Raw genomic sequence first — 24904 nt, 5'->3', positions numbered from 1 at the left:
TATTACATGCCGTTGGTTTCTTTAACGAACAAATAACCTTTACTGCGTACCGTTTTAATACGTTTTGGATTTTCAGGATCATCGCCAATTTTTGGACGAATACGCGAAATACGCACATCAATTGAACGGTCTTGACCATCATATTCAATGCCGCGCAGACGCTCAAAAATATCTTCACGAGATAAAATACGCCCTGCATTCGAAGCCAATAACCATAATAAGTCATATTCTGCGCTGGTGAAATCAACCAATTCACCATTTAAAGTCACAGAACGGCCACCGTTATCAATCACTAAATCATCAAATTCAATGCGCTGTGCGACTTCATCTTCAGTCACATTGTCGGTACGGCGTAATAAAGCACGAATACGCGCCAACAATACGCGCGGCTGCACAGGTTTTGCAACATAGTCATCGGCACCCATTTCCAAACCTAGCACCTGATCCATATCTTCGGTACGTGCAGTCAACATCAAAATCGGTTGGTGATAATGTGGACGAACTTCACGGCAAATAGTTAAACCATCGGCACCTGGTAACATCACATCGAGCACCACAAGATCTGGTTGCTCGGCAATAATACGGCGAATCGCGCGGTTGCCATCTGGTTCTACCCCAACTTCTAAACCATTACGAATTAAGTATTCCTGCGTAAGTCGTGCAAGACGTTCATCATCTTCAACAATTAAAATTTTTGTTAACTTTTCTTCTTGACTCATAGTCTGTCCCTTTATTGGATTCAACCTATCCTTTTAAAATCTGAGAGATAGGGCTTGATATAGTTTGCAATATACACACGTTTACATTGTAAACAAGATACTGTTCACCAAAATGATACATCTGCGTAGTATTTTGTTGTATTTTTATTAAGCATTGAATTTATAGTATTTTTCTAGTTTTAGTGATTTTTGGGCACATTTAAGAAATATTAAGTTACAAAATGGGTATTTTTTGCACTAGATCAAGCCCTTGCTTGATTTAGAAAAATTATCTCCTAACTTTCCAAGTTATCCACAAGGTTATCTATAAGCAGTTTTTCCGAGCTTTGCTATGCTATGCCCTTGTCTGATAAGGCTTATAGCCAATAGGACAAAATTCGGTATTTTTGAGATAAATTTTAATTCAGAAAAAGTCAAAATTTAAAAAAAAGTCAATATTGATCTACCCTCAATTTTCCCGTATCTTGTGTTCAATTCAATTTTAAACCACTAAGTCTTGTGTTTATCCCTCAATCACTGCGGCCTAAGTTTTGCCCAGTTTAATGGTCCATAAACATAACAATAGATGACAATGGAGCTATGCTGACATGAGCGTAATCACCTCAACCCCTGGTCAATTACAAGTGATTAAACGCACTGGTGATGTTGCCGCTTTTGATGCTGAAAAAATTGCAGTTGCAATTGGCAAAGCGTTTTTGGCTGTAGAAGGTCAACAAAGCGCCGATTCAAGCCGCATTCATGATCGGATCGAACAACTGACTGAAATGGTGTTGAACACATTCAACCGCCGTTTACCGTCTGGCGGAACTATTCACATTGAAGAAATTCAAGACCAAGTTGAACTTGCGCTCATGCGTACAGGCGAGCAAAAAGTTGCTCGTGCTTATGTCATCTACCGTGAACAACGCTCAGAAGCGCGTAAGCAAGCAGGTGAAAACCATCACCCAACTTTACAAGTGACTGATGCAAACGGTCAGCTTAAACCACTAGATTTAGGTGCGTTAAAAGCAACCGTGAATAAAGCGGCAGAAGGTTTAGAAGGCATTGATGTAGATGCCATCATTGATGAAACCGTGAAAAACCTCTACAACGGTGTAAAAGAGTCTGACATCTCAACCACCATGATGATGGCGACTCGTACCCGTATTGAGCAAGAGCCGAACTATACTTATGTGACTGCGCGTTTATTGCGTAATGACTTGGTGGCAACAGGGTTAGAATTCTTGGGCTTATCTGTAGACACTCCAGAAGGCGACGCTTTAGAAACCTTCCTGAAAAAAGGTGTAGCACTTGATTTGCTTTCTGCAGACTTGCTTGAGTTTGACCTTGCTAAACTTGCAGCTGCAATTCAGCCTGAGCGCTCAAACCAGTTTACCTATTTAGGTCTGCAAACTTTATTTGACCGTTACTTCATTCACTCAGATGGCGTACGCTTTGAACTTCCACAATTGTTCTTCATGCGTGTGTCAATGGGTCTGGCGCTTAATGAAGATGACCGTGAAGCACGTGCAATCGAGTTCTATAACTTATTGTCTAGCTTCGACTACATGGCTTCTACGCCTACCCTGTTTAACTCAGGTACGCTACGCCCACAGTTATCAAGCTGTTACTTAACTACAATTTCCGATGACCTTTACAACATTTATGGTGCAATGCGTGACAACGCAATGCTGTCTAAATGGGCAGGTGGTTTAGGCAATGACTGGACGCCAGTACGTGCCTTGAACTCATACATCAAAGGAACAAACGGTAAATCTCAAGGTGTTGTTCCGTTCCTTAAAGTTGCTAACGATACAGCTGTTGCGGTCAACCAAGGTGGTAAGCGTAAAGGTGCGGTATGTGCGTACTTAGAAACTTGGCACTTAGACATCGAAGAATTCCTAGAGCTGCGTAAAAACACAGGGGATGACCGTCGTCGTACCCATGATATGAACACAGCCAACTGGGTACCTGACTTGTTCATGCAACGTGTCTTTGAAGATGCAGAATGGACATTGTTTACGCCATCTGAAACACCAGACTTGCACGACTTGACGGGCGAAGCTTTTGCTGAGCGTTATGCGTACTACGAAAGCATTGCCAAAGAAACTAACATGCTGCATAAGAAACTTCGTGCGAAGGACTTATGGCGCAAAATGTTGTCAATGCTGTTTGAAACAGGTCACCCGTGGATCACATTCAAAGACGTATGTAACTTACGTTCACCGCAACAACACGTTGGTGTAGTGCACTCATCTAACTTGTGTACTGAAATTACCCTCAATACTAACCAAGATGAAATCGCGGTATGTAACTTGGGTTCTATCAACCTTGTACAACACGTTCAAGGTGGTGTGTTAGACCGTGAAAAATTAGCACGTACTATTAAAACTGCAGTGCGTATGCTCGACAACGTCATCGACATTAACTACTACGCTGTACCACAAGCACGTAATTCAAACTTGAAACATCGTCCTGTAGGTATGGGCATCATGGGCTTCCAAGATGCGCTTTATGAGATGAACTTGGCTTATGGTTCAGATGCTGCAGTTGAATTTGCCGATGAATCTATGGAAGTAATCAGCTACTACGCGATTCAAACGTCTAGCGACTTGGCGGTTGAGCGTGGTACTTACGAAACATTTAAAGGTTCATTGTGGGATCAAGGCATCTTGCCAATTGACTCTTTAGACATTGTGGCGAAATCACGTCCAGAACGTATGTTTGAAGTAGACCGTACACAGCGTTTGGATTGGGACAGCTTACGTGCCAAAGTTCAAAAAGATGGTATGCGTAACTCAAACGTGATGGCGATTGCTCCGACTGCAACCATTTCAAATATTTGTGGCGTTTCTCAGTCTATTGAGCCGACATTCCAAAACCTATATGTGAAATCGAACTTGTCTGGTGAATTTACAGTAATCAACCCTTACCTCGTTCGTGCATTGAAAGCGCGTGATTTGTGGGATTCTGTAATGGTGAATGACCTGAAACACTTTGAAGGTTCAGTACAAAAAATTTCACGTATTCCTGAAGAATTGAAAGCAATTTTCGCGACAGCGTTTGAAGTTGAGCCACGCTGGATTGTAGATGCAGCATCACGTCGTCAAAAATGGATTGATCAGGCGCAATCGTTGAACTTGTATATTGCAGGTGCAAACGGTAAGAAACTTGACCTGACTTATAAAATGGCATGGTTACGTGGTCTGAAAACGACTTATTACCTACGTGCATTGGGTGCAACGTCTGCAGAGAAATCGACTATTAACACGGGCGCATTGAACGCAGTAAAACCTGCAACAGTGACAGCAGCGCCTGTAGCAACTCCTGCACCAGAAGCGACTGCAGCTGTTGATGAAGATTTTGCTCAAGCAGCGCCAGTGCCAATGGCATGTAGTATTGATAATCCTGATTGTGAGGCTTGTCAGTAAAATAAATAACTAGAAGTCAGAAAACATTATTAGCTACCTACGTGGCAAATAATGTGACTCTAGTAGATGTTTTTACTAGCACATCGCCATGAAAGTAGCTTCTTACAATATAAATGGAGCTATCGTGAGCTTATTAATCATTACATTTTTACTAGCTTTAGCTGATATTTTAAACAGTTGTGCAAATTTAGTAGAAGCAACATCAAGCCTTTTGCTAGCGATTAATATTCTGTTAGAGAATGAGTTAGTAACAAAATTATTGAGTTCAACTTTTAATTTATAAGATTTTTTGGTTGTCTTAAAACTTAGGGCAACCAATCCAGTTGAATAACCAAGGAAATCACCATGCCACACATGACCCACAACTATATGTTAGGACTCGCGGTCTTGCTGGTTTCCTTTGTAGTATTGTTTTACGCACCAATAGCTTACTTTTGGGTACAAGCGGCAAAACAACAGCGAAAGCAAAATAAGTCGTGAGCAAACTGGTCGGAATGTACATTTTTCAGACCAAGATGAGCAAAACTTAATTTTGCTTTCACAAATTAAGCGTATATTAAGACATCTCAGCGTAGCTGGATGTCCATAAAAGATATAAAGCAACGAAGAGAGAATTGATATGTCTATCCTAAGTTGGGACGATTTCGAAGATGATTCGCAAAAACCGGCTGCTCCTGAACACAAGTCTGCGCCCGTCGAGCCGCAAAAAGCGCATGATACGCAGATGGTATCTCATGCAGAGCAACCACAGACGACTGTGGCAGCTGCACAACCCGCTGCAGCCCCTAGAAGTAGAACAACAGATTCAACCGATCCGTTGGCAAGAGCATCTAACGCTCTAGATCAATTGGACGTTGCTCCTGGTCTTGAAGAACTGGAAATGGGTGCATCGCGCGTACAGGTTGATGATAAAGCCATGATCAACTGTCGTGCAGACTTAAACCAGCTTGTACCGTTCAAATACGAGTGGGCATGGCAAAAATATCTAGATGGTTGTGCAAACCACTGGATGCCGCAAGAAGTCAACATGAACCACGACATCGCGTTGTGGAAGTCTGAAAATGGCTTAACTGAAGATGAGCGCACCATTGTAATGCGTTCACTTGGTTTCTTCTCTACCGCAGACTCATTGGTTGCTAACAACTTGGTATTGGCAATTTATCGCCACATTACCAACCCTGAATGCCGCCAGTACATTTTGCGTCAAGCCTTTGAAGAAGCGATTCACACTCACGCTTACCAGTACTGCATCGAATCTTTAGGTATGGATGAAGGCGAAGTCTTCAATATGTACCGCGAAGTACCATCGGTTGCGCGTAAAGCAGCATGGGGCTTGAAGTACACGCAATCTTTAAGTGATCCTACTTTCAAAACAGGTACACCAGAAAACGACCAAATTTTGCTACGCAACTTGATCGCATTCTATTGTGTACTTGAAGGTATTTTCTTCTACTGCGGTTTTAGCCAAATTTTGTCAATGGGTCGTCGTAACAAAATGAATGGTGTTGCAGAGCAATTCCAATACATTTTACGTGATGAATCTATGCACTTGAACTTTGGTATCGACATGATTAACCAAATCAAGATTGAGAACCCACACTTGTGGACGGCAGAATTCCAGCAAGAAGTGATTCAAATGATTCTTGAAGGCACGATGCTTGAAATTGAATATGCGCGTGACACTATGCCACGTGGTGTATTGGGTATGAACGCAGGCATGATGGAAGAATATTTGAAATTCATCTGTAACCGTCGTTTAAGTCAGCTCGGTTTACCTGAACAGTTTGTTGGCGTAAACAACCCGTTCCAATGGATGTCTGAGATGATGGACTTGCGTAAAGAGAAGAACTTCTTTGAAACGCGTGTGACCGATTACCAGACTGGCGGTGCATTGAGCTGGTAATAATTACCGCGGCGTATAACGACACAACTTATGTCATTTGCGACACATCCGTGTCACTCGAAAGCAAAACTTGAATGACAGATGATGTTAAATAAAAAAATAGAGCCTAATGGCTCTATTTTTTATTTACTTTAAAAAATCAAAAAGGATAATATCCAACAGCTTTTGGAGTTAAATCTGTATTATGTTAAATTTAAAAACTCTATAAAATATAAAATTAGTTCTATTGATCAATGAACTAAAATTATATGTAAGTTAAAAATAAATAGAATAAGGGGTTATAAAAATGAATCTTGACTTAAGTAAATGGAGTCTAGTTAAAAATGTTTTTTCTAAAGCACAAAAAGCAAATATGCATGTAAATATTGCGAGTGTTTCTATAGAGGGCATACCTAACATCACCCCAATAGGAACAGTTTTCTTAAATGATGATGGAACAGGCTTTCTATTCGATTCATTCTCTAAACAACTCGCAGAAAATCTCCAAACAAATAACAATATTTGCATCAGTGCTGTAAATTCAAGCAAGCTATTTTGGTTATCTTCATTTATTCAAGGTCAATTTAGTTCTTATCCTGGTGTAAGGCTCTATGGGGAACTTGGGGACTTGAGACCTGCAACACAAGAAGAAAAATTAAAAGTTAATCGACGTATCCAATCTCTAAAATGGACTAAGGGCAGTAAATTAATTTGGTCTGATTTTACAAATGTCAGAGAGTTTAAAATTAAGAGCTACAGATGGATTAGCTACCCTAATATGATGGATCATTTAACATAATAGTGGTCACAATATAGCCACATATTGGCATAAAAACAGCAACTTAAAAAGCCACGCAACGCCCTAAAACCCAATTTTAATCTATAAAAAGCACCACTCAATATGACGACCCTCACCCAAAATTTACTGGCCTTATTACAGTTAGAACAAAAAAAGTGAACATTACTTTATTGGACAAAGCCAAACGCACTTTGGCACGCGTGTATATGGCGGGCAATTACTGGCGCAAAGTATTATGGCTGCAGCAAACTTGACAGCTAAGTCTCTGTATAGCCTGCATGCTTATTTCTCTATACTGGCGATACCACCGCACCTATTCTGTATCACACAGAACTTTTACGTGACAGCCCAAGTTTTAGCACCATACAAGTCACCGCCTTACAGTTTGGACGTCAAATTTATAAAGCCATGTTGTCATATATGCAGCCTGAAGACGGATTGGAGTACCAAACCACTGCGCCTGAATATCCCGCAGCAGAACAACTACAGACAGAACAATGCTATAAACAAAATAAAGAAAGGCGCATCACGCGCCTTTTTTATTCAGGCTGCTCACATTTAAGCTGGAATACGCAACACTTGACCAGGGAAAATGTCATCGGCATTTTTCAATAATGGACGGTTAGCTTCAAAGATTTTGTTGTATTGGTTGGCATCCCCATAAAACTCTTTAGAAATTTTAGATAAGGTATCGCCTGATTTTACTGTGTAGAACTTGCTTTCTGGCTCTGGTGTTGCAACAGTGAGTTGATCATCTACTTGTGCAACGTGGTCAATATTACCTACCGCAAGAACAATTTTTTCACGGTCTGCCTGACTATTTACCTGTCCACGCACCGTAGCTAAGTCTGTCGTTGCGTTATAGCTGACCGATAAACCTGTAATTGGCAAACCTAAGCTTTTTACATGCCCCAAAAGTTTGTTGGCAATTTCTTGTGCAGAAGGTTCTGCCGGTGTGCTTGGTGCAGCTTGTGGCTCTGCAGGTGCTGTGTTTTTCTTACCAATCCCTTTTACAAAATCAAAAAGACCCATGAGGTGCTCCTATTTTCTTTTCTGCTGTTATAAAGCGTCACTCATTTGCATGAGCACGATGTTCTCATTTATTTATAACTAAAAAATAAGCCACTTCGGTTGTGATTAGACATTAGCTTGGTAACAAAATGTAAACTGCATCACATATTCAAAAACAAGCCGTTTTTCATGTTTCATTTTAAAACTCCAGCACATAAAAAAGCCACCTTGCGGTGGCTTTCATTTCAGCAGTGCTGAAATCAACAATTAACCAAGTTTTTTAGTTACGTAGTCAATTGCTGATTGAACTGTTGTGATTTCGTTAGAATCTTCGTCTGGGATTGTGATGTCAAAATCGTTTTCGAAAGACATTACAAGCTCTACTAAGTCTAAAGAGTCAGCACCTAAGTCATCCATAAAAGATGCTTCGTTTTTGATTTCTTCAGCTTTAAGACCAAGTTGTTCTGCAACCGCTTGTTTAACGCGTTGTTCGATATCGCTCACAGGAATTCTCCTCATTGCTTGTGGCGTTTTTAATGCCGTTAGTTTAATTGAATCTATAAAATTTTGAAAGTTTATACTTGAGCTTAGCTCATGTATAAACCACCATTTACGTGTAACACTGTACCAGTGATGTAACCAGCTTTGTCAGAAGCCAAGAAACTCACTGCATTTGCGATATCTTGTGGATCACCTAAACGGTTTAATGCCACTTGCTCACTCATTTTTTTGCGAATTTCTTCACTTAACTGATCTGTCATTTCAGTTGCAATAAAGCCCGGCGCAACCGAGTTTACTGTAATTTGACGACTGCCCATTTCTTTGGCAAGGCTTCGGCTGAATGCTTCAATACCGGCTTTTGCCGCAGAATAGTTGGCTTGTCCTGGGTTCGCAAAATGTGCCACCACAGAACTAATATTAATAATGCGTCCAAAACGTGCTTTGGTCATGCCTTTCAAGACACGTTTAGATAAACGGTAAACTGCCTTTAAGTGAATGTTGAGAATGTCATCCCAATCATCTTCTGACATACGCAGTAACAAATTATCTTTGGTGATACCCGCATTGTTGACCAATACCAAAACTGAACCATAGCTTTGTTCAATGTCAGAAACTAAGGCATCAATGGCAGCACCATCACGAACATCTAAAACTTTACCTGCACCGTTTTCTGCAAAACTTGCCGATAATTTTTCTGCGCCCGCTTCAGAAGTGGCAGTACCTACCACAAAAAAACCGTCTTGAATGAGTTGCTGAGCGATGGCGGCCCCAATCCCTCGGCTTGCACCTGTGACTAATGCAACTTTACGTTCTTGTGTCATGCAATTTTCCCTTCTGCCACTAAAATGGCATTTAGTGCATCTTCCATACGACTTTGTGTGTCGAGTGGGAATGCTTTTTCGATATTCGGTAAACGCTTCGCAAGATTCGCCAATACGTTGCCTGGGCCACATTCCACGATATATTCAATACCCTGATCTTGTAGGTATTGCATGGTTTGTGTCCACTGCACCGATTGGTACAATTGCGCAGTGAGTGCCTGACCTAATTGCGCAACATCTGCCGCGATTCCAGCGTTGACATTTTGTATTACAGGAATACGCGGTAGCTCAATGGCAGTTTGTTCCAAAGCTTGTGCAAACTGTTCGGCAGCAGGTTTCATCAATGAACAGTGTGAAGGTACAGATACAGGCAGGGCAATGGCTTTACCGCCATTTTCTTTGGCCAATGCCATTACTGCTTCGACTAAAGTTGTATCGCCTGCAATAACCACTTGCCCTTGTGCATTGTAGTTGGCTGCTTCTACCGAGCCACGACCTTGCACATTCACTTGTTCACATAGCTCAAGCACTTTGGCATCTTCAAGGCCTAAAATGGCAGCCATTGCGCCCTGACCTTGTGGCACAGCGTTTTGCATTAATTTGCCGCGCAAGTTTACCAGTTTAACGGCATCGCCCAAGCTCAAGCTGCCTGCAGCTACTAATGCGCTGTATTCGCCCAATGAGTGTCCTGCCAAATATTTTGGTGCAACACCACCCAACTCTAACCACACACGCCATAAAGCGATACTTGCAGTGAGTAATACAGGCTGAGTAAATTCTGTTTGGTCTAAACCTTCACCACTTTGTGCAATGTGCCATAAGTCAAAGCCAATCGCTTCAGAGGCTTCTGCAAATGTTTCGCGCACACCGCTAAACTGTTCTGCAAGCTCAGCCAACATACCGGCTTTTTGTGAGCCTTGACCAGGAAAGACAAATGCAGTTTTAGTGGCTTGAGCTGCTTGCTCGAGTCGTTTAGCAGACATAAAAAATCCTTTAATTAAGATGCGCAAATTGTAGTTTTTTGCAGCTACAACCCACACCTTCTCATGTAAGCTCAGTTATGGAGCGGAAATTTAACACTTAATTTTGTTTTTAGTAATTGCCAAATACAACAAAAATCGGGCACAAAAAAAGGGAGCTTACGCTCCCATTTTTTCTACTAAGCTTGACGCTTAATACATCACCAATTATTCAGCATCTGCTTTAGCGAATAATTGACGACCACGGTAGAAACCATCTTTAGTTACGTGGTGACGACGATGAGTTTCACCAGTAGCTTGGTCTACAGTTAATGCATTCTCGGTTAAAGCGTCATGTGAACGGCGCATGTCACGGCGAGAGCGACTTTTACGGTTTTGCTGAACGGCCATGATGGCTCCTTACAAAGATCGAAAAAATGGATCAGAACAAATTGAGTTGTCTTAACTAAAAATTATAACATAATTTTCAGTTAAGTTTACCTTTCAAACTTGCCAAAACATCAAACGGATTATCACGTTTTTCTTCGGCAATGTTCTGAATGGCAGGTTGATGCTTATGCTCGCAAGCGTCATGCTTAGGAGATAAAGGCAACAACAATAACAATTCATCTTCTATAAGTGACAGTAAATTAGCCGTCGCAGGCGAATCATAATCGCCTTTGGTGGTGGCTTCACTTTCACCTAATACAATGAAATCAGCATCCTCATCCAAGCGCTCTATCAGTGACTCATCATCCACAAGAGCTAGATGAAAATCTAAAACGAGGTCTATTTCTACAGAACCCAAGCAGCGCTGGCATTCCATTGGAACTTTCGTTTCAATATGACCATCTAGCCATACAATGCGATGATACGCATCCATTGATAGCTTACAGTCTATGTTAACCAATTGATCATCAATTGATCCAACAGCTTCACGGGCGATACGAGCAAAGCGATACGATGGCAGGTTACCTGACCATGTAAAGCCCTGTTCAGCCCATTTAAACGGCTCAATCTGTGCCGGAAAGGTATTTGCTGACATAATTAAGGCGGCAATTCTACAAATTCATCAGTACTCTGTCAAAGATTAAGATACAATTTTGTACTTATTTAGACAGACCAATTTTGGGTAACACAGTCATGCATCTGTTGCAGCCGCAAACAGAAGTGAATTTTTCATCACTTGAGAGCACACTTCCAACCACCAATTCTGACACTTCGCACCCCCAAGTGCAACTCTCGGACTGGGCAAAACTCAATACAGAAACGGAACAGGTGGACTGGCTCATCTTACACTTTAATCACTGGTTTTCCCACCTAAATGTGAACTTGGTCAAAGGTGATTTTGAACCTGAGTACTTTCCTGCCACGGCAACACAGCCTGCACGCATTCAATTTGCACATGGTTTCTTTAATAGCGCTTTACATGAAATTAGCCATTGGAGCATCGCAGGCGAACAACGACGTTTACTGCCAGACTTAGGCTATTGGTATGCTCCCGATGGTCGTACTCAGGAACAACAAGCCTTATTTGAACAGGTTGAAATTAAACCTCAAGCCATTGAATGGCTGTTTGCTCAAGCGTTTGGACGAAAATTCCGTGTATCTTTAGATAACCTGACCGGTGAAGGTGGAGATGGCCGCACATTTAAAGACAATGTCTTTGCCCAAGTGCAGCGTTATTTTAACGGAGAAGCCAAATTACCACGCGATGCAAAACGCTTTATTGAATGTATTTGTTACTGCACCCGAGGTGGCAAAACATTACAAATTGCAGAGTTTGAACGAAAAAATTTGGATTAAATGTAATAAAGCACAAGGCAATGATTGCAAGTGACATCAATCCCCTTTCATAATGAGCCTAACGTCACATTTACGCTACTGAGGAATTCATATGTTGCATTTAAGAGTACATCCTGAAAATCCACAGCCGCGTCTAATCAGCCAAGCGGTTGAACGCATACGCGCAGGCGATGTGGTGGTCTATCCAACCGATGCTGCTTATGCGATTGGTTGCCAAATTGGTAATAAAAACGCGATGGAGCGCATTTCACAAATTCGTGGTTTAGGCGCAAAACACCAATACGCCATTATTTGTGCCGATTTATCGGATATTGCCACCTACGCCAAAGTGGACAATGCCATGTATCGTCTGCTGAAAAACAATACGCCTGCGGTCACCACATTTATTTTACCTGCGACCAGTGAAGTTCCGCGTCGCTTGATGCATCCCAATAAAAAAACCATTGGTTTGCGTATTCCAAGCAACCCCATTTGTCGCATGCTGCTTAAAGAATTAGGCGAACCTTTACTGACCAGCACCCTGATTTTGCCGGGGCAAGAAGACCCTTTAGATGATCCATACGAGATTGATCTACAACTCAACAAACGTATTGATGTACTGATTGATGGTGGCTTAGGCACACTTAGCACCACCAGTATTATTGATTTATCGGGCGACAACCCGCAAATTGTGCGTCGTGGTGTGGGAGATGTGAGTGCTTTTGAATAAGCATTCACTACCTTCAAAGTGATTGACAGCACGGCAGTTTAAAAGCCTTGCTTGCATGAATTAAACCGATGACTTTATTTCAGGTATTGTTAAATTTGCAGCAGTTCTCGGATGAGATGCACATTTATGTGCAACATCCTTGGACATTAGAGTCCGATGCAATCGTATGTTCCAAAACTGCATTCACAGCAACAATGCCTGAACCTCCCGCTACTTATACTTATTTTTTAGATGCAGCATTATGCAAAGCACTTTTGGCACAATCAGAAAGCCGTAATCTTTGCCTGCAAGACAGCTGCATGGCAATGATTGAATACGCATTACAGAATAAACAGAAATAAATACTTAAAGATTGAATGAGATAATTTTTACAACTTGCCTTAAATCTCCCTCAATCCCGATTTATTTTAGGCTTTTTTTGATATTTGGTCGTAGAACAGATTTATTTCAATCACGATATCCTTTAGACTAGCCGCTATTAATTCTGAGCTATTTCTCCATCTCCTTCTTATCTGAAGCGGAAATAGCATTTGCATGCTTTTGAAAATTCGCGTGGCCCAACACTGTAATGAATCAATCCCTCCACAATGCGATGGAACCTGCCCAACACATTCGTGTGTTAGATGAGTGGCAAGAGTCGATTCCTGAGGATTTGTATATTCCTCCTGCAGCATTTGAAATTCTGTTAGAGCATTTCGAAGGACCACTCGACTTTTTAATTTACTTGATTCAAAAAAATGGCTTCGATTTACTCCAGTTAGATATTGCCCCGATTGCATCGCAATATTTGTCCTATATGGATGCCATGAAATCACTAAATATTGAACTAACTGCCGATTATATGGTGATGGCGGCATTACTGGCCGATTTAAAATCTCGCCTGTTATTGCCTAAACCTGCCAGTATCAGCAGTATTGAAAAAGACCCAAAACAAGAGCTGATTGACCGTTTAGAAACCTATTTAAGAGTTAAGCAAGCGGCTGAACGCTTGGGGCAAATGCCTGTTTTGGAACGCGATACCTTTGCTACCAATGTTAGCTTAGGGCATACCGCAGTCAATAATGTTGGCTATGCAGCCGATCAATTACGTGATGCCTTGTTCTGCATTTTTAATCGTCCTGAACCTGTCACCCATCAAATTTTGCAAGAACCTGTTTTACTTGAAGAACGGATTGCATTTATTGAAGCCAAACTTGCATCGGGTGAAGTGCTGAGTTTTGATGCGTTGCTTAAACCAAGTCAGGGACGCATGGGCATGGTGGTGACCTTTATGGCGATTTTAGAACTGACCCGCCAGCAAAAAGTATGCATTATCAGCAGTGGGATTGAAGCACCATTGAGCATTCAAGGAGCACAGGCATGAATCCAGAACCCATAATTTCGAGCTTGTCTGAAGGCGAACAACAGCATGAAGTGCTGATGCAACTCGAAGCAATTATTTTTGCCAGTGACAGTGCTGTGTCTTTAGCGCGTCTGAAAGAAGCTTTTCAGGACAAATACAGCAAAGCGCAATTGCGCCAGTTTTTACAACAATTGGCCATGTTACAACATGGTCGCTCAATTGAACTGATCGAAACCGCACAAGGTTTCCGTTTTCAGGTGCGGGCAAAGTATCGTACAATTATTACACAGGTGTGGCCTGAACGTCCGACCCGACTTTCGCCCTCACTGCTAGAAATACTGGCGGTGATTGCCTACCACCAACCTGTGACCCGAGCAGATATTGAACAAATTCGCGGAGTATCAAACAATAGTCAAATTTTACGTACATTGTTTGATTGGAACTGGATTAAAGAATCAGGTTTCCGAGAACTCCCAGGAAGACCTGCGTTGTTGGTTACAACGCCTCAATTTTTAAATGCGTTTGGCTTGAATTCCTTAAGTCAATTGCCTCCCCTACAGGATGCCAAGGAAGCTTTCATGGCACTCGATGCATCTGCGTCTGTGTCTTGAATAGGTAAACTGTTGATGATCATTTCTAAGGTTATGCTGTCATGAGTGAAAAGTTGCAAAAGGTACTCGCACGAGTAGGCTTGGGTTCTCGCCGTTATATGGAAGAAGTCATTGCCGCTGGTCGTGTGAGTGTCAACGGCCAAGTTGCCCAAGTGGGTGAACGTATCGAACCAGGTGATGAGCTTCGCATCGATGGTCGTAAAGTTCAGTTCCAAATTGAAGATGAAATTCGTCGTCGTGTTCTGATTTATTACAAACCAGAAGGCGAAATTTGCTCACGCAACGACCCAGAACAGCGCCCAACTGTATTTGATAACCTACCTGCAATTGCCAATGATCGTTGGGTAATGGTTGGTCGTCTAGATATTAACTCGACAGGTTTATTGCTATTCACCAACGATGGTGAATTAGCCAACCGTTTAATGCACCCATCGAACGAAATTGAACGTGAATATGCAGTTCGTGTGATGGGTGAAGTGACACCACAACTGAAAAACAACATGCTGCGCGGCGTAGTGCTAGATGATGGCCCTGCCAAGTTTGAATCTTTCTCTGAAATTGGCGGTGATGGTATTAACCGCTGGTATCAAGTGGTGGTAAAAGAAGGTCGTAACCGCGAAGTTCGTCGTATTTTTGAATCACAAGGTCTGAAAGTCAGCCGTCTATTGCGTACCCGTTACGGCACGGTAATTTTACCGCGTGAATTACGTACAGGTCGCTGGATGGAATTGGATAAAAATGACATCGATAACCTTGCCAAAGCGGTTGAGTTAAAACCACGTCAAGGCACAGGTTTGTACGGCATGGCAAAACGTCGCAATGAGCGTATGCAGGAAAAACCATTGGCGGCTCGTCGTGGTGGTTTCTTGCGTCAGCAACGTCGTGACACCGAAGAAGCTGCACAAAACACAGGTTTTGCACCGCGTGAACGTCGTCAGGACGGTAACAGTTACGGCAACCGCGAACCACGCCAAGACGGTAACAGTTACGGCAACCGCGAACCACGCCAAGACGGTAACAGTTACGGCAACCGTGAGCGTCGTCAAGATGGTAACAGCTATGGCAATCGTGAACGTCGCCAAGACGGCAATAGCTATGGCAACCGTGAGCGTCGCCAAGACGGTAACAGCTATGGCAACCGCGAACCACGTCAGGATGGTAACAGCTACAGCAACCGTGAACCACGTCAGGATGGCAACAGCTACGGCAACCGTGAACGTCGTGACGAAAATGCACCACGCAAACCGTTTGGCAATAAAAGCTTTAAAAAATTCTAAAAGCTGAAATACGCCAAATTGATAAAAAGCCACACGTTCATGTGTGGCTTTTTTATTGGGCAAATTTGTTGGACAAAAAATAATAAAAATTAAATATTTGGCAATACAGGAATTTCAATCCACTGTGCTTTTGGAAAGCTTTTTGACAAATAATTTTTTAAATATTTGGCAGTATCCTGCGAAATTAAAGGGTCTTGTGATTCATCGTTCAAATTATATGCCAATGCATGTAAATTCAAACCACGTGTTTTTAAAGCTTCCAAACTGAGCAAAGTGTGGTTAATACTGCCCAAACGCCCAGAACTCACCAAAATAACAGGATATTGTTTTTGCTCAATATAGTCGATGGTGAGTAGGTCTGTGGTCAGCGGCACCATGAGCCCGCCTGCACCTTCCAATAATACCGCATCATACTTTGCCGCCAATTGCGCAGTTGCAGCCTCAATTTTAGCAAAATCAATCTCACGACCATCAATTTGTGTAGCCAAATGCGGTGAAGCAGGATAACTAAAAATTTCAGGCATGGTGAGCTTGTCATCATCTTCAGGCAACCATTCACTGCCCATAATTTTACGATGCTGCTCAATATCTTCTGAAACGTCTTGATTGCCTGTTTGAATCAGTTTTTGGGTAATGGTCTGAATACCCTGTTCATTCATGGTCTTGGCTAAATAACCCGTGGCATAGGTTTTGCCAATCCCTGTATCAATACCACTCACAAAATAGACTTGAGCTGTCATGGCATTCTCCGTGCAAGACAATAAATAGGATGATACGTGAGCGTATAACTTTTTTGCTGTGAGCTATGCTGCTGACTAAACTGTTCATAGCCCCGATAAAATTCGGTTAAAGTCGTTTTGTTCCAACGCTGCCCTTGTGCTGTACCCGTGACACCTGTGGCTTTTAAATGCTGCAAAATCTGTTTGGGATGTTCAAAACTTAATGATTCAAGCTGCTCTGAACAGTGTAATACTTCAAAGCCCTGCTGTTTAAGCTGTTGTTGTAACGCATCCATACTCAAATAATGTAAGCCTTGACCTGTTAATTGCTTAATTTCAGTCAAGTTTTGAGGGCCAAACGTCGAAAAGCACAAATACCCTTGCGGCTTTAACGCTTGATTCGCCTTGCGCAATAATGCTCCAAAATCTTCCACCCATTGCAAAGCCGAACTCGAACAAATTAAATCCAAAGACTGCGGAAAATCGAGCTGTTCTATATCGCCAATTAAGCCATGTATTTGCGTACTAGTTGTTTGAGGATGATGCAGATACGCATGCAACACTTCGGCATATAAATCATTTAAAGTCAGCTGTTGAATTTGAAATTCACGCAGTAGCAAGTCGGTTAAATTCCCTGAACCACAGCCGATTTCCAAGACGTTTTCAAAGCAAGGCTGAGGTTGATCTGACAACTTTTGCTGCACAATATATTGCTGCATTTTTGCCATTAACTGCTGACAAATTTGCTGCTGTACCACGGCATGCGTTTTATAACTCTGATGAGCGCGGGCAAAACGCTGTGCCACTTGTGCCTTATCTATACGCATACGCACACTCAAAGCAAATCCAGTAACTGTGTTAAATCTGCCGTTTCAAATTGCGTATTTAAACAAATCCGCAGTCGTGAACTGCCTTGCGGCACAGTCGGTGGACGTACAGGCATCACATAAAAACCTGCAGTCTGTAACTGTCGGGCTTTGCTTACAGTTGCAGTAGAGTCGCCAATAATCACAGGTACAATTTGCGAAGTTGATGGGCAAGCAAAACCTTTGGCCTGAATCCCCTGCTGTATAGATTGGCTCAAGGCCGCCAAATGCTGACGCTGTGCCTGCATGTGCACAATCTGATTCAGCATAAACTGCGTCCACGCCATACAAATAGGTGGCTGTGCGGTACTAAAAATTAGCGGGCGCATCCGATTAATTAGGTAATCACGGATAATCGGATCACAGATCAAATATCCCCCAACTGAAGCAACGGCTTTGCCAAACGTCCCAACCAGAAAATCAATGGCATCAATCACGCCATATTGTTCGGCACAACCTAAACCTTGCTGCCCACGTACGCCAATCGCATGTGCTTCATCGACATATAACATGACTTTGGCAAAATGCTGTTTCAGCGCGACCAATGCGGCTAAATCAGTTTCATCACCATCCATACTAAAAATGGATTCAGTCACCACAATAATGCGTTCATAATTATCATCGGCATGATATTGCGTCAGCAATTGCTGCAAATGTGCCAAATCATTATGCCGATAACGCAAATATTTTGCAGATGACAAACGAATGCCGTCAATCATGCTGGCATGTACCAGTTTATCGGCCAAAATTAGGGTTTTCGCATCTGCCAATGCAGGTAAAATACCAATATTCATGTGATAGCCGCTATTAAACAGCAAGGCAGCTCGCCCTTGAAATAATTGCGTTAATGTGGCTTCAAGCTGTTCATAGGCAGGGAAATTTCCAGTCAGCAAACGTGATGAAGATGCACTCATTAAACGCTGTGCATTGGGCGTTTCATCAAAAAACTGTTCACGTAAGCGCAAATCAGAGGCTAAACCCAAATAATCATTGGAAGATAAATTCAGCATCTGCTGTTGCTGAATTTCAATTGTTTTACCTTGCTGCTGATTGCTGCGAAATTGACGAAAATTGCCCTGTTGGCGAAGCTGATCAAGCTGTTCTGCATAGTGATCGAGTAAACTCATGCGCTCGCTCCTTGCATACCTGTCACCACCTCAGCCAATTGCTGCAATAAAGTATTTAGTTCTGCTGCTGTAATCACATACGGCGGCATCACATAGACCAATTTACCAAAAGGACGTACCCAAATACCACGTTGCACAAATTCTTGTTGCAGGCTTTGCATATCGACAGCATGTTTAAGTTCTACCACACCAATTGCACCTAAAACTCGCACATCCTGCACCCATGCCAAATTAGCCAATGGCGTTAAATGCTGTTCAAGTTGCTGCTGAATGCGTTGAATATTGGCTTGCCAGTCTTGTTCTAATAATAATTGGGTACTTTTTACCGCAACCGCGCAGGCCAGTGGATTTGCCATAAAGGTCGGGCCATGCATAAACACACCTGCCTCACCTTGCGAAATCGTTTCTGCAACATGCTTCGTGGTCAATGTGGCAGACAAGGTCATATAACCGCCTGTCAGCCCTTTGCCGATACACATAATATCGGGTTCGACCTGTGCATGTTCCCATGCAAACAACTTGCCTGTACGCCCAAAACCTGTGGCAATTTCATCAAAAATTAACAACACATCATATTGCTCACAAAGCAATTTGGCTTGACGCAAATATTCAGGATGATAAAAACGCATGCCGCCTGCACCTTGCACAATTGGTTCAATAATCATGGCGGCAATCTGCTGATGATGCTCTACCAAACTTTGCGCCAATTCTGCAATATCAGCAGGATTCCACTCTTGGTCAAAACCTGTTTGTGGTGCAGATACAAAATAACGACGCGCCAAACTTGAGCCAAAAACCTGATGCATCCCTGTGACAGGATCACAGACCGACATGGCATTCCATGTATCGCCATGATAGCCAGAACGGGTGGTAATAAAATTGGTTTTCTCGGTTTTGCCTTGTGCTGTCCAGTATTGCACCGCCATTTTCAGCGCCACTTCAACAGCAACTGAACCTGAATCTGCATAAAAAATTTTATCTAAACTCGGTGGGGTAATTTCGAGCAGCAAACGCCCTAACTCAATAGCAGGACGATGGGTCAATCCACCAAACATGATATGCGCCATACTGTCGAGTTGCTCGGTCACAGCACGGTTCAGTTTAGGATGGTTGTAGCCATGAATCGCACACCACCACGATGACATGCCATCAATCAACTGGCGACCATCTTCAAGTTCAATGGTGCTGCCAAATGCCCGCTTAACCTTAAAGGTTGTTAAGGGCTGAGTCATAGAGGTGTAAGGATGCCAAAGATGTTCACGATCAAAAGCCAAATCCATCTGTTCTGTCATCCCACCATCATCCTTGATCTTGTAAAAAACTTGATGTGCTAAATCTTAAACCTGTCTACAGATAAAATAAATTGCGAGATTTGTCACTTATGGACCTGTTGGCGGGTTTTTCTGTAAATATTGGCAGATTTTGCTAGTCAACTCATCGGCATGGAACAATGGCAGCCCATGCGAGCCTTGCAAAACATCTACGCTTAAAAACTTTGCAGCTAAATTTTGCAGTTTAGCTGCAACTTTGCAATCAACTAAAACATCCTGCTCGGCAAAAAGATGATACTGCAGACCTGTATAATTTTTAATCTTAGTCACCAAGTTTAAGTTTTCCAATAAATCCAAACCGTGTTGAAGCAAAGATTGCGGCTGTGGCTGAACCAAACTTTGTAATTGTAATAGGTCGGTTTTACTACTAGTGACACCCTGACACACCATAAAACCAAAACGCTTTAGGGTCAGAATTGGGTCTTGTGCAAAAGATTGTTTAAACTGGGCAAACGTGGCTTGTGGCATAGCGGTATCCCAATCGGCTTGTGCAACAAAACACGGATTGGATGCAATGGTAATTAAGGTTTTATATCCTGCATATTGGCTGGCAATCGCATCGACCAGTAGCGTTGCCAATTGCCCACCCAGTGACCAGCCCATAATTACATCAAACTGACGTGCAAATTCAACCTGTTGCTGCATGACTTGAGCATCAGTAGCGTTAAAAATATTGATGAGCTCAACCCGAAAACCTTGTGCAGTTAAGGCTTGCTGTAACGGATTTAAGAGTGCAGTACCACCGCCCCAGCCTGTAATCAATAAAATCTGTTGTTGCACGTGGCTTGCTCTCAAGTTAGAAAATCACCTCAGTATAATACTGAATCGGCTCAATCGACATCTGCAAAGCACCAAGATACATCCTTAAAAAAACCAATTGATATAAAAAAGCCAATCTATAAAAACCGATCTATAAAAAAACCCGACTTATCATAAATCGGGTTTTGGTCTATTTTGCTTTGATCAGATTACATTTGCGATTGAATGTAGTTTTGTAAACCAATCAATTCAATTAAACGTAATTGTTTTTCCAACCAGTACGTATGATCTTCTTCTGTGTCGGTCATTTGCTGACGCAACATATCACGGCTGACATAATCGCCTTTTTCTTCACACAATTTTACGCCTTGCGCCAATTTTTCACGTACTTCGTATTCCAGTTTTAAATCGGCTTTTAAGCAAGACACCACATCTTCACCCACGTCGATGTCATCGCGCTGCATATTTGGAGTGCCTTCAAGGAACAATACACGACGAATTAAAGCATCGGCATGCTGCGCTTCTTCCTGCATTTCATGGTCAATGCGCTCAAAAATTTTGCTTAAACCCCAATCTTCATACATACGCGAATGAATCAGGTATTGATCGCGAGCAGCCAGTTCGCCACCAATCAACATATTTAAATAGTCTACGACTTCTGGATTGCCACGCATTTGCTGTACTCCCTTTCTTAATCCAGTCATTATGGACACATTCAGGCAAAATTGCAAAAGTTAATTATTGTAAACCCATGATTTTTATAAAATTAAAATGAGAAACATACGCATTTGCAATATAACTTAAAAATTCCCATATATAAAACAACTGCTTGGCAAAACTTAGCTTTAAAAATGACAATACAATGATTTTGCATCATTTTGTAAATATTGAAAGAAACCATACTTTGACGCTCAAGTATCGTAAAAAACGCCTAAAAAGCGGATTTTAAAACCCAGCTGCTTTATGATAGTCACGAGTTCCATCACTTTCTTAAAATAATGACAAATCTAAATACATCTGCACCCATTTTAGTCACAGGCGCAACAGGCTATATTGCCAGTTGGGTCATTAAAAACCTGCTTGAACAAGGACATACCGTACACGCGACGGTGCGTGATCCGAATAAAACCCACAGTTTTCAACATCTGACTGATATCGCGGCAAAAAGCACAGGCAACTTACAATTATTCCAAGCCAACTTACTTGAAGAAGGTGCTTTTGATGCCGCCATGCAAGGTTGTGAAATCGTGCTGCACATGGCCTCGCCTTTTGTGGTCACCAATTATAAAGATGCAGTTAAAGACATTATTGAACCTGCCGTCATAGGCACCGAAAATGTATTAAACAGCGTTAATCGTACTGCATCGGTAAAGCGTGTAGTGGTGACTTCAAGTATTGCTGCAACCTATGGCGATGCGATTGATATTTTAAATACGGCCAATAATCGCTTTGATGAAAGTCACTGGAATACTAGCAGTAGCCCTGAGCATCAGCCTTATCCTTATTCAAAAGTGGCAGCTGAACGCAAAGCTTGGGAAATGGCAAAGGCACAAAACCGCTGGGATTTGGTCTGTATCAACCCTGCTTTGGTGCTTGGCCCATCGTTGACCAAAAACACCCAATCGGGCAGCGTGGAAGTGTTATTGCAGTTTGCCAACGGTATGACCTTGGCTGGTGTCCCTGCTATGTGGAATGGCATTGTCGATGTGCGTGATGTTGCCGATGCTCACATTCAGGCCGCATTCAACCCTGCTGCTGAAGGTCGCTATATTATTAGCGGTGGCACACTCAGCTTATTGGAAATGGGCAAAATTTTAGCGCAGCACTTTGGACGTAAATACCCTTTCCCACGCAATCAGTTACCTAAATTTGCCTTTAAAGCCTTTGGCCCTCTACTTGGTTTTTCCCGTAAATTTGTGGAACTGAATATGGGCTACCCAATTTATTTTAATGCGGAAAAAAGTCAGCGTGAATTGGGTATGCACTACCGCAATATTGAAACCAGTCTAGTCGAACATTTTCAGCAACTCATTGATGATGGCATTGTGAAGAAACGTTAAACCTTCGACTTCTCTCAGTAAAAACCAAGGCACTTCATCGTTGAAGTGCCTTTGTACCTATTAGTGGATAAAATGTAGGATGATGCTTATTCAAGCACACCATATTCCTGCATCAGCTGAATAAACTCAGCTTCATTCATGACCTGCACACCCAACTTCTCGGCTTTTTCCAGCTTTGAGCCAGCTTTCTCACCCGCCACGACACATTTGGTTTTACCCGAAACACTACCACTCACCCGTGCACCCAAAGCCTGCAACAACTGAGTCGCTTCATCGCGTCCCATTTGGCTCAACGTCCCTGTAATCACCCAACTTTCACCATTCAAAGGCTGACGTGTCGGTGCAATCGGAGCATCCCAATGAATGCCTGCAGCTAATAAACGATCCAACACTTCTAAATTATGCGGCGCTTGGAAAAAGTCCAAAATCCATTCTGCCGTAATATCTCCCACATCTGGAGTTTTCTTTAACGCTTCTAAATCAGCTTCACGCAAAGCCTCTAAAGTCTGAAAAGTATTGGCAAGCATCCGCGCGGTGGTTTCGCCCACACCACGAATTCCCAAGGCATAAATAAACGCAGCCAAAGTAGTTTTTTTGCTGTTTTCAATCGAGTCAATCAAGTTTTGAACCGACTTCTCACCCATTTTTTCAATGCCGAGCAAAGTGTCGCGGTGTTCGTGTAAATGATAAATATCAGCCACATTTTGTAGCAAGTTCAGATGCAGTAATGACTCCACCCAACGATCACCCAAACCTTCAATATCCATGGCTTTACGTGACACAAAATGACGAATCGCTTCAATACGCTGTGCCGCACAATACAAACCGCCTGAACAACGCGCCAAAGCCTCACCTTCAGGCATCACCACAGGCGAATCACACACAGGGCATTGTTCAGGTAAATGCACTTCTTGCGCATCGGCAAGGCGAAATTCAGGCCAGACTTTTTCAACTTTGGGAATCACATCACCACTACGGTAAACACTGACCGTATCGCCTAAACGCACATCCAAACGGTGAATTTCACCAATATTATGCAAAGTAACATTGGATACCGTCACACCACCTACCGCAACGGGGTTTAAACGTGCCACAGGCGTCAACGTACCTGTGCGCCCCACTTGCCAATCAATATTTTCAATGGTGGTTAAAGCGGCAACTGCAGGGAATTTATAGGCAGTCGCCCAGCGCGGCTCACGACTTAAAAAGCCCAATTGCTGTTGCTGTTTCAAGTCATTGACCTTGACCACCATGCCATCAATTTCAACGCTTAAATTCGGACGCTCAAGGTTAATTTGCTCATAGGCCGCCTGAACATCTTGAATGCTCTTGCAGACAAAATGACGTTCGCCAATTTCAAAACCAAACTGCCCCAACCATGCCAAACTGTCGGACATGGTGCTTTGTCCATGAGGCGGCACACATTGCGCAATGCCATAAGCATAGAATGCTAAAGGACGTGAAGCCGCAATATTCGGGTCTAACTGACGCAAACTGCCTGCTGCTGCATTGCGTGGATTGGCAAAGGTTTTTTCACCTTTGGCTGTATTGGCCGCATTGAGTTTTTCAAAACCAAGTTTTGGCATCAACACTTCACCACGCACTTCCAAAAATTCAGGAATAGCCGTTTCTGTCGCACTCAAAACTTTCGGTAAATTGCGGATAGTTTTGACGTTGTGGGTAATGTCTTCCCCTGTTTCCCCATCACCACGGGTCACACCACGCACTAAAACACCATGTTCATACCAAAGTGAAATCGCCAAACCATCAAATTTGAGTTCGACATCGTATTCAATATTTTGGTTGGGCAAACGCTCTTCGACACGTCTTGCAAAGGCAAATAATTCTTCCTGATTAAACACATTGCCTAAAGACAACATTGGCACAGCATGTGTAACCGTGGTGAACTTTGCCAAAGGTGTGCCACCGACTTTATTGGTCGGTGTATCGGGTTGAACTAAATCTGGATACTGTTGTTCCAACGCTTTTAGTTGATGGAAAAGCTGATCATATTCACTGTCTGCAATTGTCGGTTGATCCATCACATAATAGGCATGATTGTGCTTGGCAAGCAGTTGAATCAATTGACGCATTTGCGCCACGACGGTTAAATCTACAGACATATTTTCCACCATAAAAAAGGGCGGTCTTGTTCCGCCCTTCAATTTTTTCTATGTAGCGCATGCTACAGCTTG

25 protein-coding genes and 1 pseudogene are annotated in these 24904 nt (G+C 42.5%); 12 read left to right on the top strand and 14 right to left on the bottom strand.

Translation table 11 applies throughout. The annotated features are described in order from the left end of the window. Window positions 1–2: 2 nt before the first annotated feature. Window positions 3–719 (bottom strand): response regulator transcription factor BfmR, encoded by a 717-nt coding sequence (gene bfmR, locus FTU66_RS00250; RefSeq protein ID WP_070152993.1) that lies wholly within the window; start codon window positions 717–719, stop codon window positions 3–5. Window positions 720–1306: 587 nt separating this feature from the next. On the opposite strand from bfmR, the gene FTU66_RS00245 reads away from it, so the two are divergent. The 5 genes from FTU66_RS00245 (at window position 1307) to FTU66_RS00230 (ending at window position 6810) form a co-directional block, all read left to right on the top strand. After that, window positions 1307–4129: a ribonucleoside-diphosphate reductase subunit alpha gene (locus FTU66_RS00245; RefSeq protein ID WP_180112139.1), complete on the top strand. Its 2823-nt coding sequence runs from the start codon at window positions 1307–1309 to the stop codon at window positions 4127–4129. A gap of 88 nt (window positions 4130–4217) precedes the next feature. Next, window positions 4218–4412, top strand: coding sequence for a hypothetical protein (locus FTU66_RS00240; RefSeq protein WP_179988535.1), 195 nt, complete (start codon window positions 4218–4220; stop codon window positions 4410–4412). A gap of 62 nt (window positions 4413–4474) precedes the next feature. Beyond that, window positions 4475–4609 carry a hypothetical protein gene (locus FTU66_RS13755; RefSeq protein WP_004972322.1) on the top strand — a complete coding sequence of 45 codons (135 nt, stop codon included), beginning with the start codon at window positions 4475–4477 and terminating at the stop codon, window positions 4607–4609. A 139-nt stretch (window positions 4610–4748) separates the two neighbouring features. Further along, entirely contained in the window at window positions 4749–6032 is a 1284-nt protein-coding gene (locus FTU66_RS00235; protein WP_178319240.1) for a ribonucleotide-diphosphate reductase subunit beta, read from the top strand. Between the two features lie 286 nt (window positions 6033–6318). Beyond that, on the top strand, window positions 6319–6810 hold the full coding sequence (locus FTU66_RS00230) for a pyridoxamine 5'-phosphate oxidase family protein (RefSeq protein WP_104853115.1): 492 nt from the start codon (window positions 6319–6321) through the stop codon (window positions 6808–6810). A 558-nt stretch (window positions 6811–7368) separates the two neighbouring features. Here FTU66_RS00230 and lysM read toward each other — a convergent pair. The 6 genes from lysM to FTU66_RS00195 all read right to left on the bottom strand — a co-directional run bounded on the left by lysM (window position 7369) and on the right by FTU66_RS00195 (window position 11147). Then, window positions 7369–7842 carry a peptidoglycan-binding protein LysM gene (lysM, locus tag FTU66_RS00220; protein ID WP_168418821.1) on the bottom strand — a complete coding sequence of 158 codons (474 nt, stop codon included), beginning with the start codon at window positions 7840–7842 and terminating at the stop codon, window positions 7369–7371. 246 nt (window positions 7843–8088) lie between these two features. After that, on the bottom strand, window positions 8089–8325 hold the full coding sequence (gene acpP, locus FTU66_RS00215) for an acyl carrier protein (protein WP_001279871.1): 237 nt from the start codon (window positions 8323–8325) through the stop codon (window positions 8089–8091). Window positions 8326–8408: 83 nt separating this feature from the next. Further along, a complete protein-coding gene (gene fabG, locus FTU66_RS00210) occupies window positions 8409–9143 on the bottom strand; it encodes a 3-oxoacyl-ACP reductase FabG (protein WP_019837736.1) in 735 nt (244 codons plus the stop codon). Continuing rightward, a complete protein-coding gene (gene fabD, locus FTU66_RS00205) occupies window positions 9140–10126 on the bottom strand; it encodes an ACP S-malonyltransferase (protein WP_178319279.1) in 987 nt (328 codons plus the stop codon). The genes fabG and fabD overlap by 4 nt, the downstream gene beginning before the upstream one ends. A gap of 204 nt (window positions 10127–10330) precedes the next feature. Next, the gene (gene rpmF, locus FTU66_RS00200) at window positions 10331–10513 is read right to left on the bottom strand and encodes a 50S ribosomal protein L32 (RefSeq protein ID WP_004972331.1); all 183 of its coding nucleotides are present in this window, start codon (window positions 10511–10513) and stop codon (window positions 10331–10333) included. 76 nt (window positions 10514–10589) lie between these two features. Further along, window positions 10590–11147 carry a DUF177 domain-containing protein gene (locus FTU66_RS00195; RefSeq protein ID WP_019837738.1) on the bottom strand — a complete coding sequence of 186 codons (558 nt, stop codon included), beginning with the start codon at window positions 11145–11147 and terminating at the stop codon, window positions 10590–10592. Between the two features lie 98 nt (window positions 11148–11245). Between FTU66_RS00195 and FTU66_RS00190 the strand changes: the two genes are divergently transcribed. The 6 genes and pseudogenes from FTU66_RS00190 to rluB all read left to right on the top strand — a co-directional run. Next, complete coding sequence (locus FTU66_RS00190; RefSeq protein WP_180064422.1) at window positions 11246–11908, top strand: elongation factor P hydroxylase; 663 nt, start codon at window positions 11246–11248, stop codon at window positions 11906–11908. Between the two features lie 91 nt (window positions 11909–11999). Then, window positions 12000–12617: an L-threonylcarbamoyladenylate synthase gene (locus tag FTU66_RS00185; RefSeq protein WP_004972336.1), complete on the top strand. Its 618-nt coding sequence runs from the start codon at window positions 12000–12002 to the stop codon at window positions 12615–12617. A gap of 68 nt (window positions 12618–12685) precedes the next feature. After that, window positions 12686–12958, top strand: coding sequence for a hypothetical protein (locus FTU66_RS00180; RefSeq protein WP_096902074.1), 273 nt, complete (start codon window positions 12686–12688; stop codon window positions 12956–12958). A gap of 227 nt (window positions 12959–13185) precedes the next feature. Further along, window positions 13186–13980: a ScpA family protein gene (locus tag FTU66_RS00175; protein ID WP_096902076.1), complete on the top strand. Its 795-nt coding sequence runs from the start codon at window positions 13186–13188 to the stop codon at window positions 13978–13980. Further along, a complete protein-coding gene (gene scpB, locus FTU66_RS00170) occupies window positions 13977–14570 on the top strand; it encodes an SMC-Scp complex subunit ScpB (protein WP_004972340.1) in 594 nt (197 codons plus the stop codon). Before FTU66_RS00175 ends, scpB begins: the two co-directional genes overlap by 4 nt. 41 nt (window positions 14571–14611) lie before the next feature. Then, a pseudogene (gene rluB, locus FTU66_RS00165) lies at window positions 14612–15532 on the top strand (23S rRNA pseudouridine(2605) synthase RluB); the annotation flags it as partial. A 404-nt stretch (window positions 15533–15936) separates the two neighbouring features. Here the strand turns inward: rluB and bioD are convergent. The 6 genes from bioD to bfr all read right to left on the bottom strand — a co-directional run bounded on the left by bioD (window position 15937) and on the right by bfr (window position 21323). Then, window positions 15937–16587, bottom strand: coding sequence for a dethiobiotin synthase (gene bioD / locus FTU66_RS00160; RefSeq protein WP_096902081.1), 651 nt, complete (start codon window positions 16585–16587; stop codon window positions 15937–15939). Then, window positions 16584–17393 carry a malonyl-ACP O-methyltransferase BioC gene (gene bioC, locus FTU66_RS00155; protein ID WP_179988531.1) on the bottom strand — a complete coding sequence of 270 codons (810 nt, stop codon included), beginning with the start codon at window positions 17391–17393 and terminating at the stop codon, window positions 16584–16586. The genes bioD and bioC overlap by 4 nt, the downstream gene beginning before the upstream one ends. Window positions 17394–17401: 8 nt before the next feature. Further along, complete coding sequence (locus tag FTU66_RS00150; RefSeq protein ID WP_180112138.1) at window positions 17402–18559, bottom strand: 8-amino-7-oxononanoate synthase; 1158 nt, start codon at window positions 18557–18559, stop codon at window positions 17402–17404. Next, window positions 18556–19839 (bottom strand): adenosylmethionine--8-amino-7-oxononanoate transaminase, encoded by a 1284-nt coding sequence (gene bioA, locus FTU66_RS00145; RefSeq protein ID WP_180112248.1) that lies wholly within the window; start codon window positions 19837–19839, stop codon window positions 18556–18558. The genes FTU66_RS00150 and bioA overlap by 4 nt, the downstream gene beginning before the upstream one ends. Before the next feature lie 99 nt (window positions 19840–19938). After that, window positions 19939–20670, bottom strand: coding sequence for a hydrolase (locus tag FTU66_RS00140; protein WP_179988530.1), 732 nt, complete (start codon window positions 20668–20670; stop codon window positions 19939–19941). 188 nt (window positions 20671–20858) lie between these two features. Beyond that, entirely contained in the window at window positions 20859–21323 is a 465-nt protein-coding gene (bfr, locus tag FTU66_RS00135) for a bacterioferritin (RefSeq protein ID WP_004972356.1), read from the bottom strand. Window positions 21324–21647: 324 nt separating this feature from the next. On the opposite strand from bfr, the gene FTU66_RS00130 reads away from it, so the two are divergent. Then, on the top strand, window positions 21648–22709 hold the full coding sequence (locus FTU66_RS00130) for an aldehyde reductase (RefSeq protein ID WP_180112137.1): 1062 nt from the start codon (window positions 21648–21650) through the stop codon (window positions 22707–22709). 86 nt (window positions 22710–22795) lie between these two features. Here the strand turns inward: FTU66_RS00130 and ligA are convergent, their stop codons facing one another. Then, window positions 22796–24832 carry an NAD-dependent DNA ligase LigA gene (gene ligA / locus FTU66_RS00125; protein WP_004972359.1) on the bottom strand — a complete coding sequence of 679 codons (2037 nt, stop codon included), beginning with the start codon at window positions 24830–24832 and terminating at the stop codon, window positions 22796–22798. Between the last annotated feature and the right edge of the window lie 72 nt (window positions 24833–24904).

It is taken from the genome of Acinetobacter sp. YH12131 (assembly GCF_013418635.1).
GTDB classification, from domain to species: domain Bacteria; phylum Pseudomonadota; class Gammaproteobacteria; order Pseudomonadales; family Moraxellaceae; genus Acinetobacter; species Acinetobacter towneri.
This window is presented reverse-complemented; position numbering and strand designations above follow the sequence as displayed.

Excerpts from the sequence above, each read along its gene's own strand:
- fabD (WP_178319279.1), bottom strand. The coding sequence starts at position 10,126 with ATGTCTGCTAAACGACTCGAGCAAGCAGCTCAAGCCACTAAAACTGCA.
- rpmF (WP_004972331.1), bottom strand. The coding sequence starts at position 10,513 with ATGGCCGTTCAGCAAAACCGTAAAAGTCGCTCTCGCCGTGACATGCGC.
- FTU66_RS13755 (WP_004972322.1), top strand. The coding sequence starts at position 4,475 with ATGCCACACATGACCCACAACTATATGTTAGGACTCGCGGTCTTGCTG.
- FTU66_RS00190 (WP_180064422.1), top strand. The coding sequence starts at position 11,246 with ATGCATCTGTTGCAGCCGCAAACAGAAGTGAATTTTTCATCACTTGAG.
- FTU66_RS00230 (WP_104853115.1), top strand. The coding sequence starts at position 6,319 with ATGAATCTTGACTTAAGTAAATGGAGTCTAGTTAAAAATGTTTTTTCT.
- bioA (WP_180112248.1), bottom strand. The coding sequence starts at position 19,839 with ATGGATTTGGCTTTTGATCGTGAACATCTTTGGCATCCTTACACCTCT.
- bioC (WP_179988531.1), bottom strand. The coding sequence starts at position 17,393 with ATGCGTATAGATAAGGCACAAGTGGCACAGCGTTTTGCCCGCGCTCAT.
- fabG (WP_019837736.1), bottom strand. The coding sequence starts at position 9,143 with ATGACACAAGAACGTAAAGTTGCATTAGTCACAGGTGCAAGCCGAGGG.
- FTU66_RS00245 (WP_180112139.1), top strand. The coding sequence starts at position 1,307 with ATGAGCGTAATCACCTCAACCCCTGGTCAATTACAAGTGATTAAACGC.
- FTU66_RS00150 (WP_180112138.1), bottom strand. The coding sequence starts at position 18,559 with ATGAGTTTACTCGATCACTATGCAGAACAGCTTGATCAGCTTCGCCAA.
- FTU66_RS00185 (WP_004972336.1), top strand. The coding sequence starts at position 12,000 with ATGTTGCATTTAAGAGTACATCCTGAAAATCCACAGCCGCGTCTAATC.
- FTU66_RS00195 (WP_019837738.1), bottom strand. The coding sequence starts at position 11,147 with ATGTCAGCAAATACCTTTCCGGCACAGATTGAGCCGTTTAAATGGGCT.
- bioD (WP_096902081.1), bottom strand. The coding sequence starts at position 16,587 with ATGACAGCTCAAGTCTATTTTGTGAGTGGTATTGATACAGGGATTGGC.
- lysM (WP_168418821.1), bottom strand. The coding sequence starts at position 7,842 with ATGGGTCTTTTTGATTTTGTAAAAGGGATTGGTAAGAAAAACACAGCA.
- scpB (WP_004972340.1), top strand. The coding sequence starts at position 13,977 with ATGAATCCAGAACCCATAATTTCGAGCTTGTCTGAAGGCGAACAACAG.
- ligA (WP_004972359.1), bottom strand. The coding sequence starts at position 24,832 with ATGTCTGTAGATTTAACCGTCGTGGCGCAAATGCGTCAATTGATTCAA.
- FTU66_RS00175 (WP_096902076.1), top strand. The coding sequence starts at position 13,186 with ATGAATCAATCCCTCCACAATGCGATGGAACCTGCCCAACACATTCGT.
- FTU66_RS00240 (WP_179988535.1), top strand. The coding sequence starts at position 4,218 with ATGAAAGTAGCTTCTTACAATATAAATGGAGCTATCGTGAGCTTATTA.
- FTU66_RS00130 (WP_180112137.1), top strand. The coding sequence starts at position 21,648 with ATGACAAATCTAAATACATCTGCACCCATTTTAGTCACAGGCGCAACA.
- bfr (WP_004972356.1), bottom strand. The coding sequence starts at position 21,323 with ATGCGTGGCAATCCAGAAGTCGTAGACTATTTAAATATGTTGATTGGT.
- FTU66_RS00180 (WP_096902074.1), top strand. The coding sequence starts at position 12,686 with ATGACTTTATTTCAGGTATTGTTAAATTTGCAGCAGTTCTCGGATGAG.
- bfmR (WP_070152993.1), bottom strand. The coding sequence starts at position 719 with ATGAGTCAAGAAGAAAAGTTAACAAAAATTTTAATTGTTGAAGATGAT.
- FTU66_RS00235 (WP_178319240.1), top strand. The coding sequence starts at position 4,749 with ATGTCTATCCTAAGTTGGGACGATTTCGAAGATGATTCGCAAAAACCG.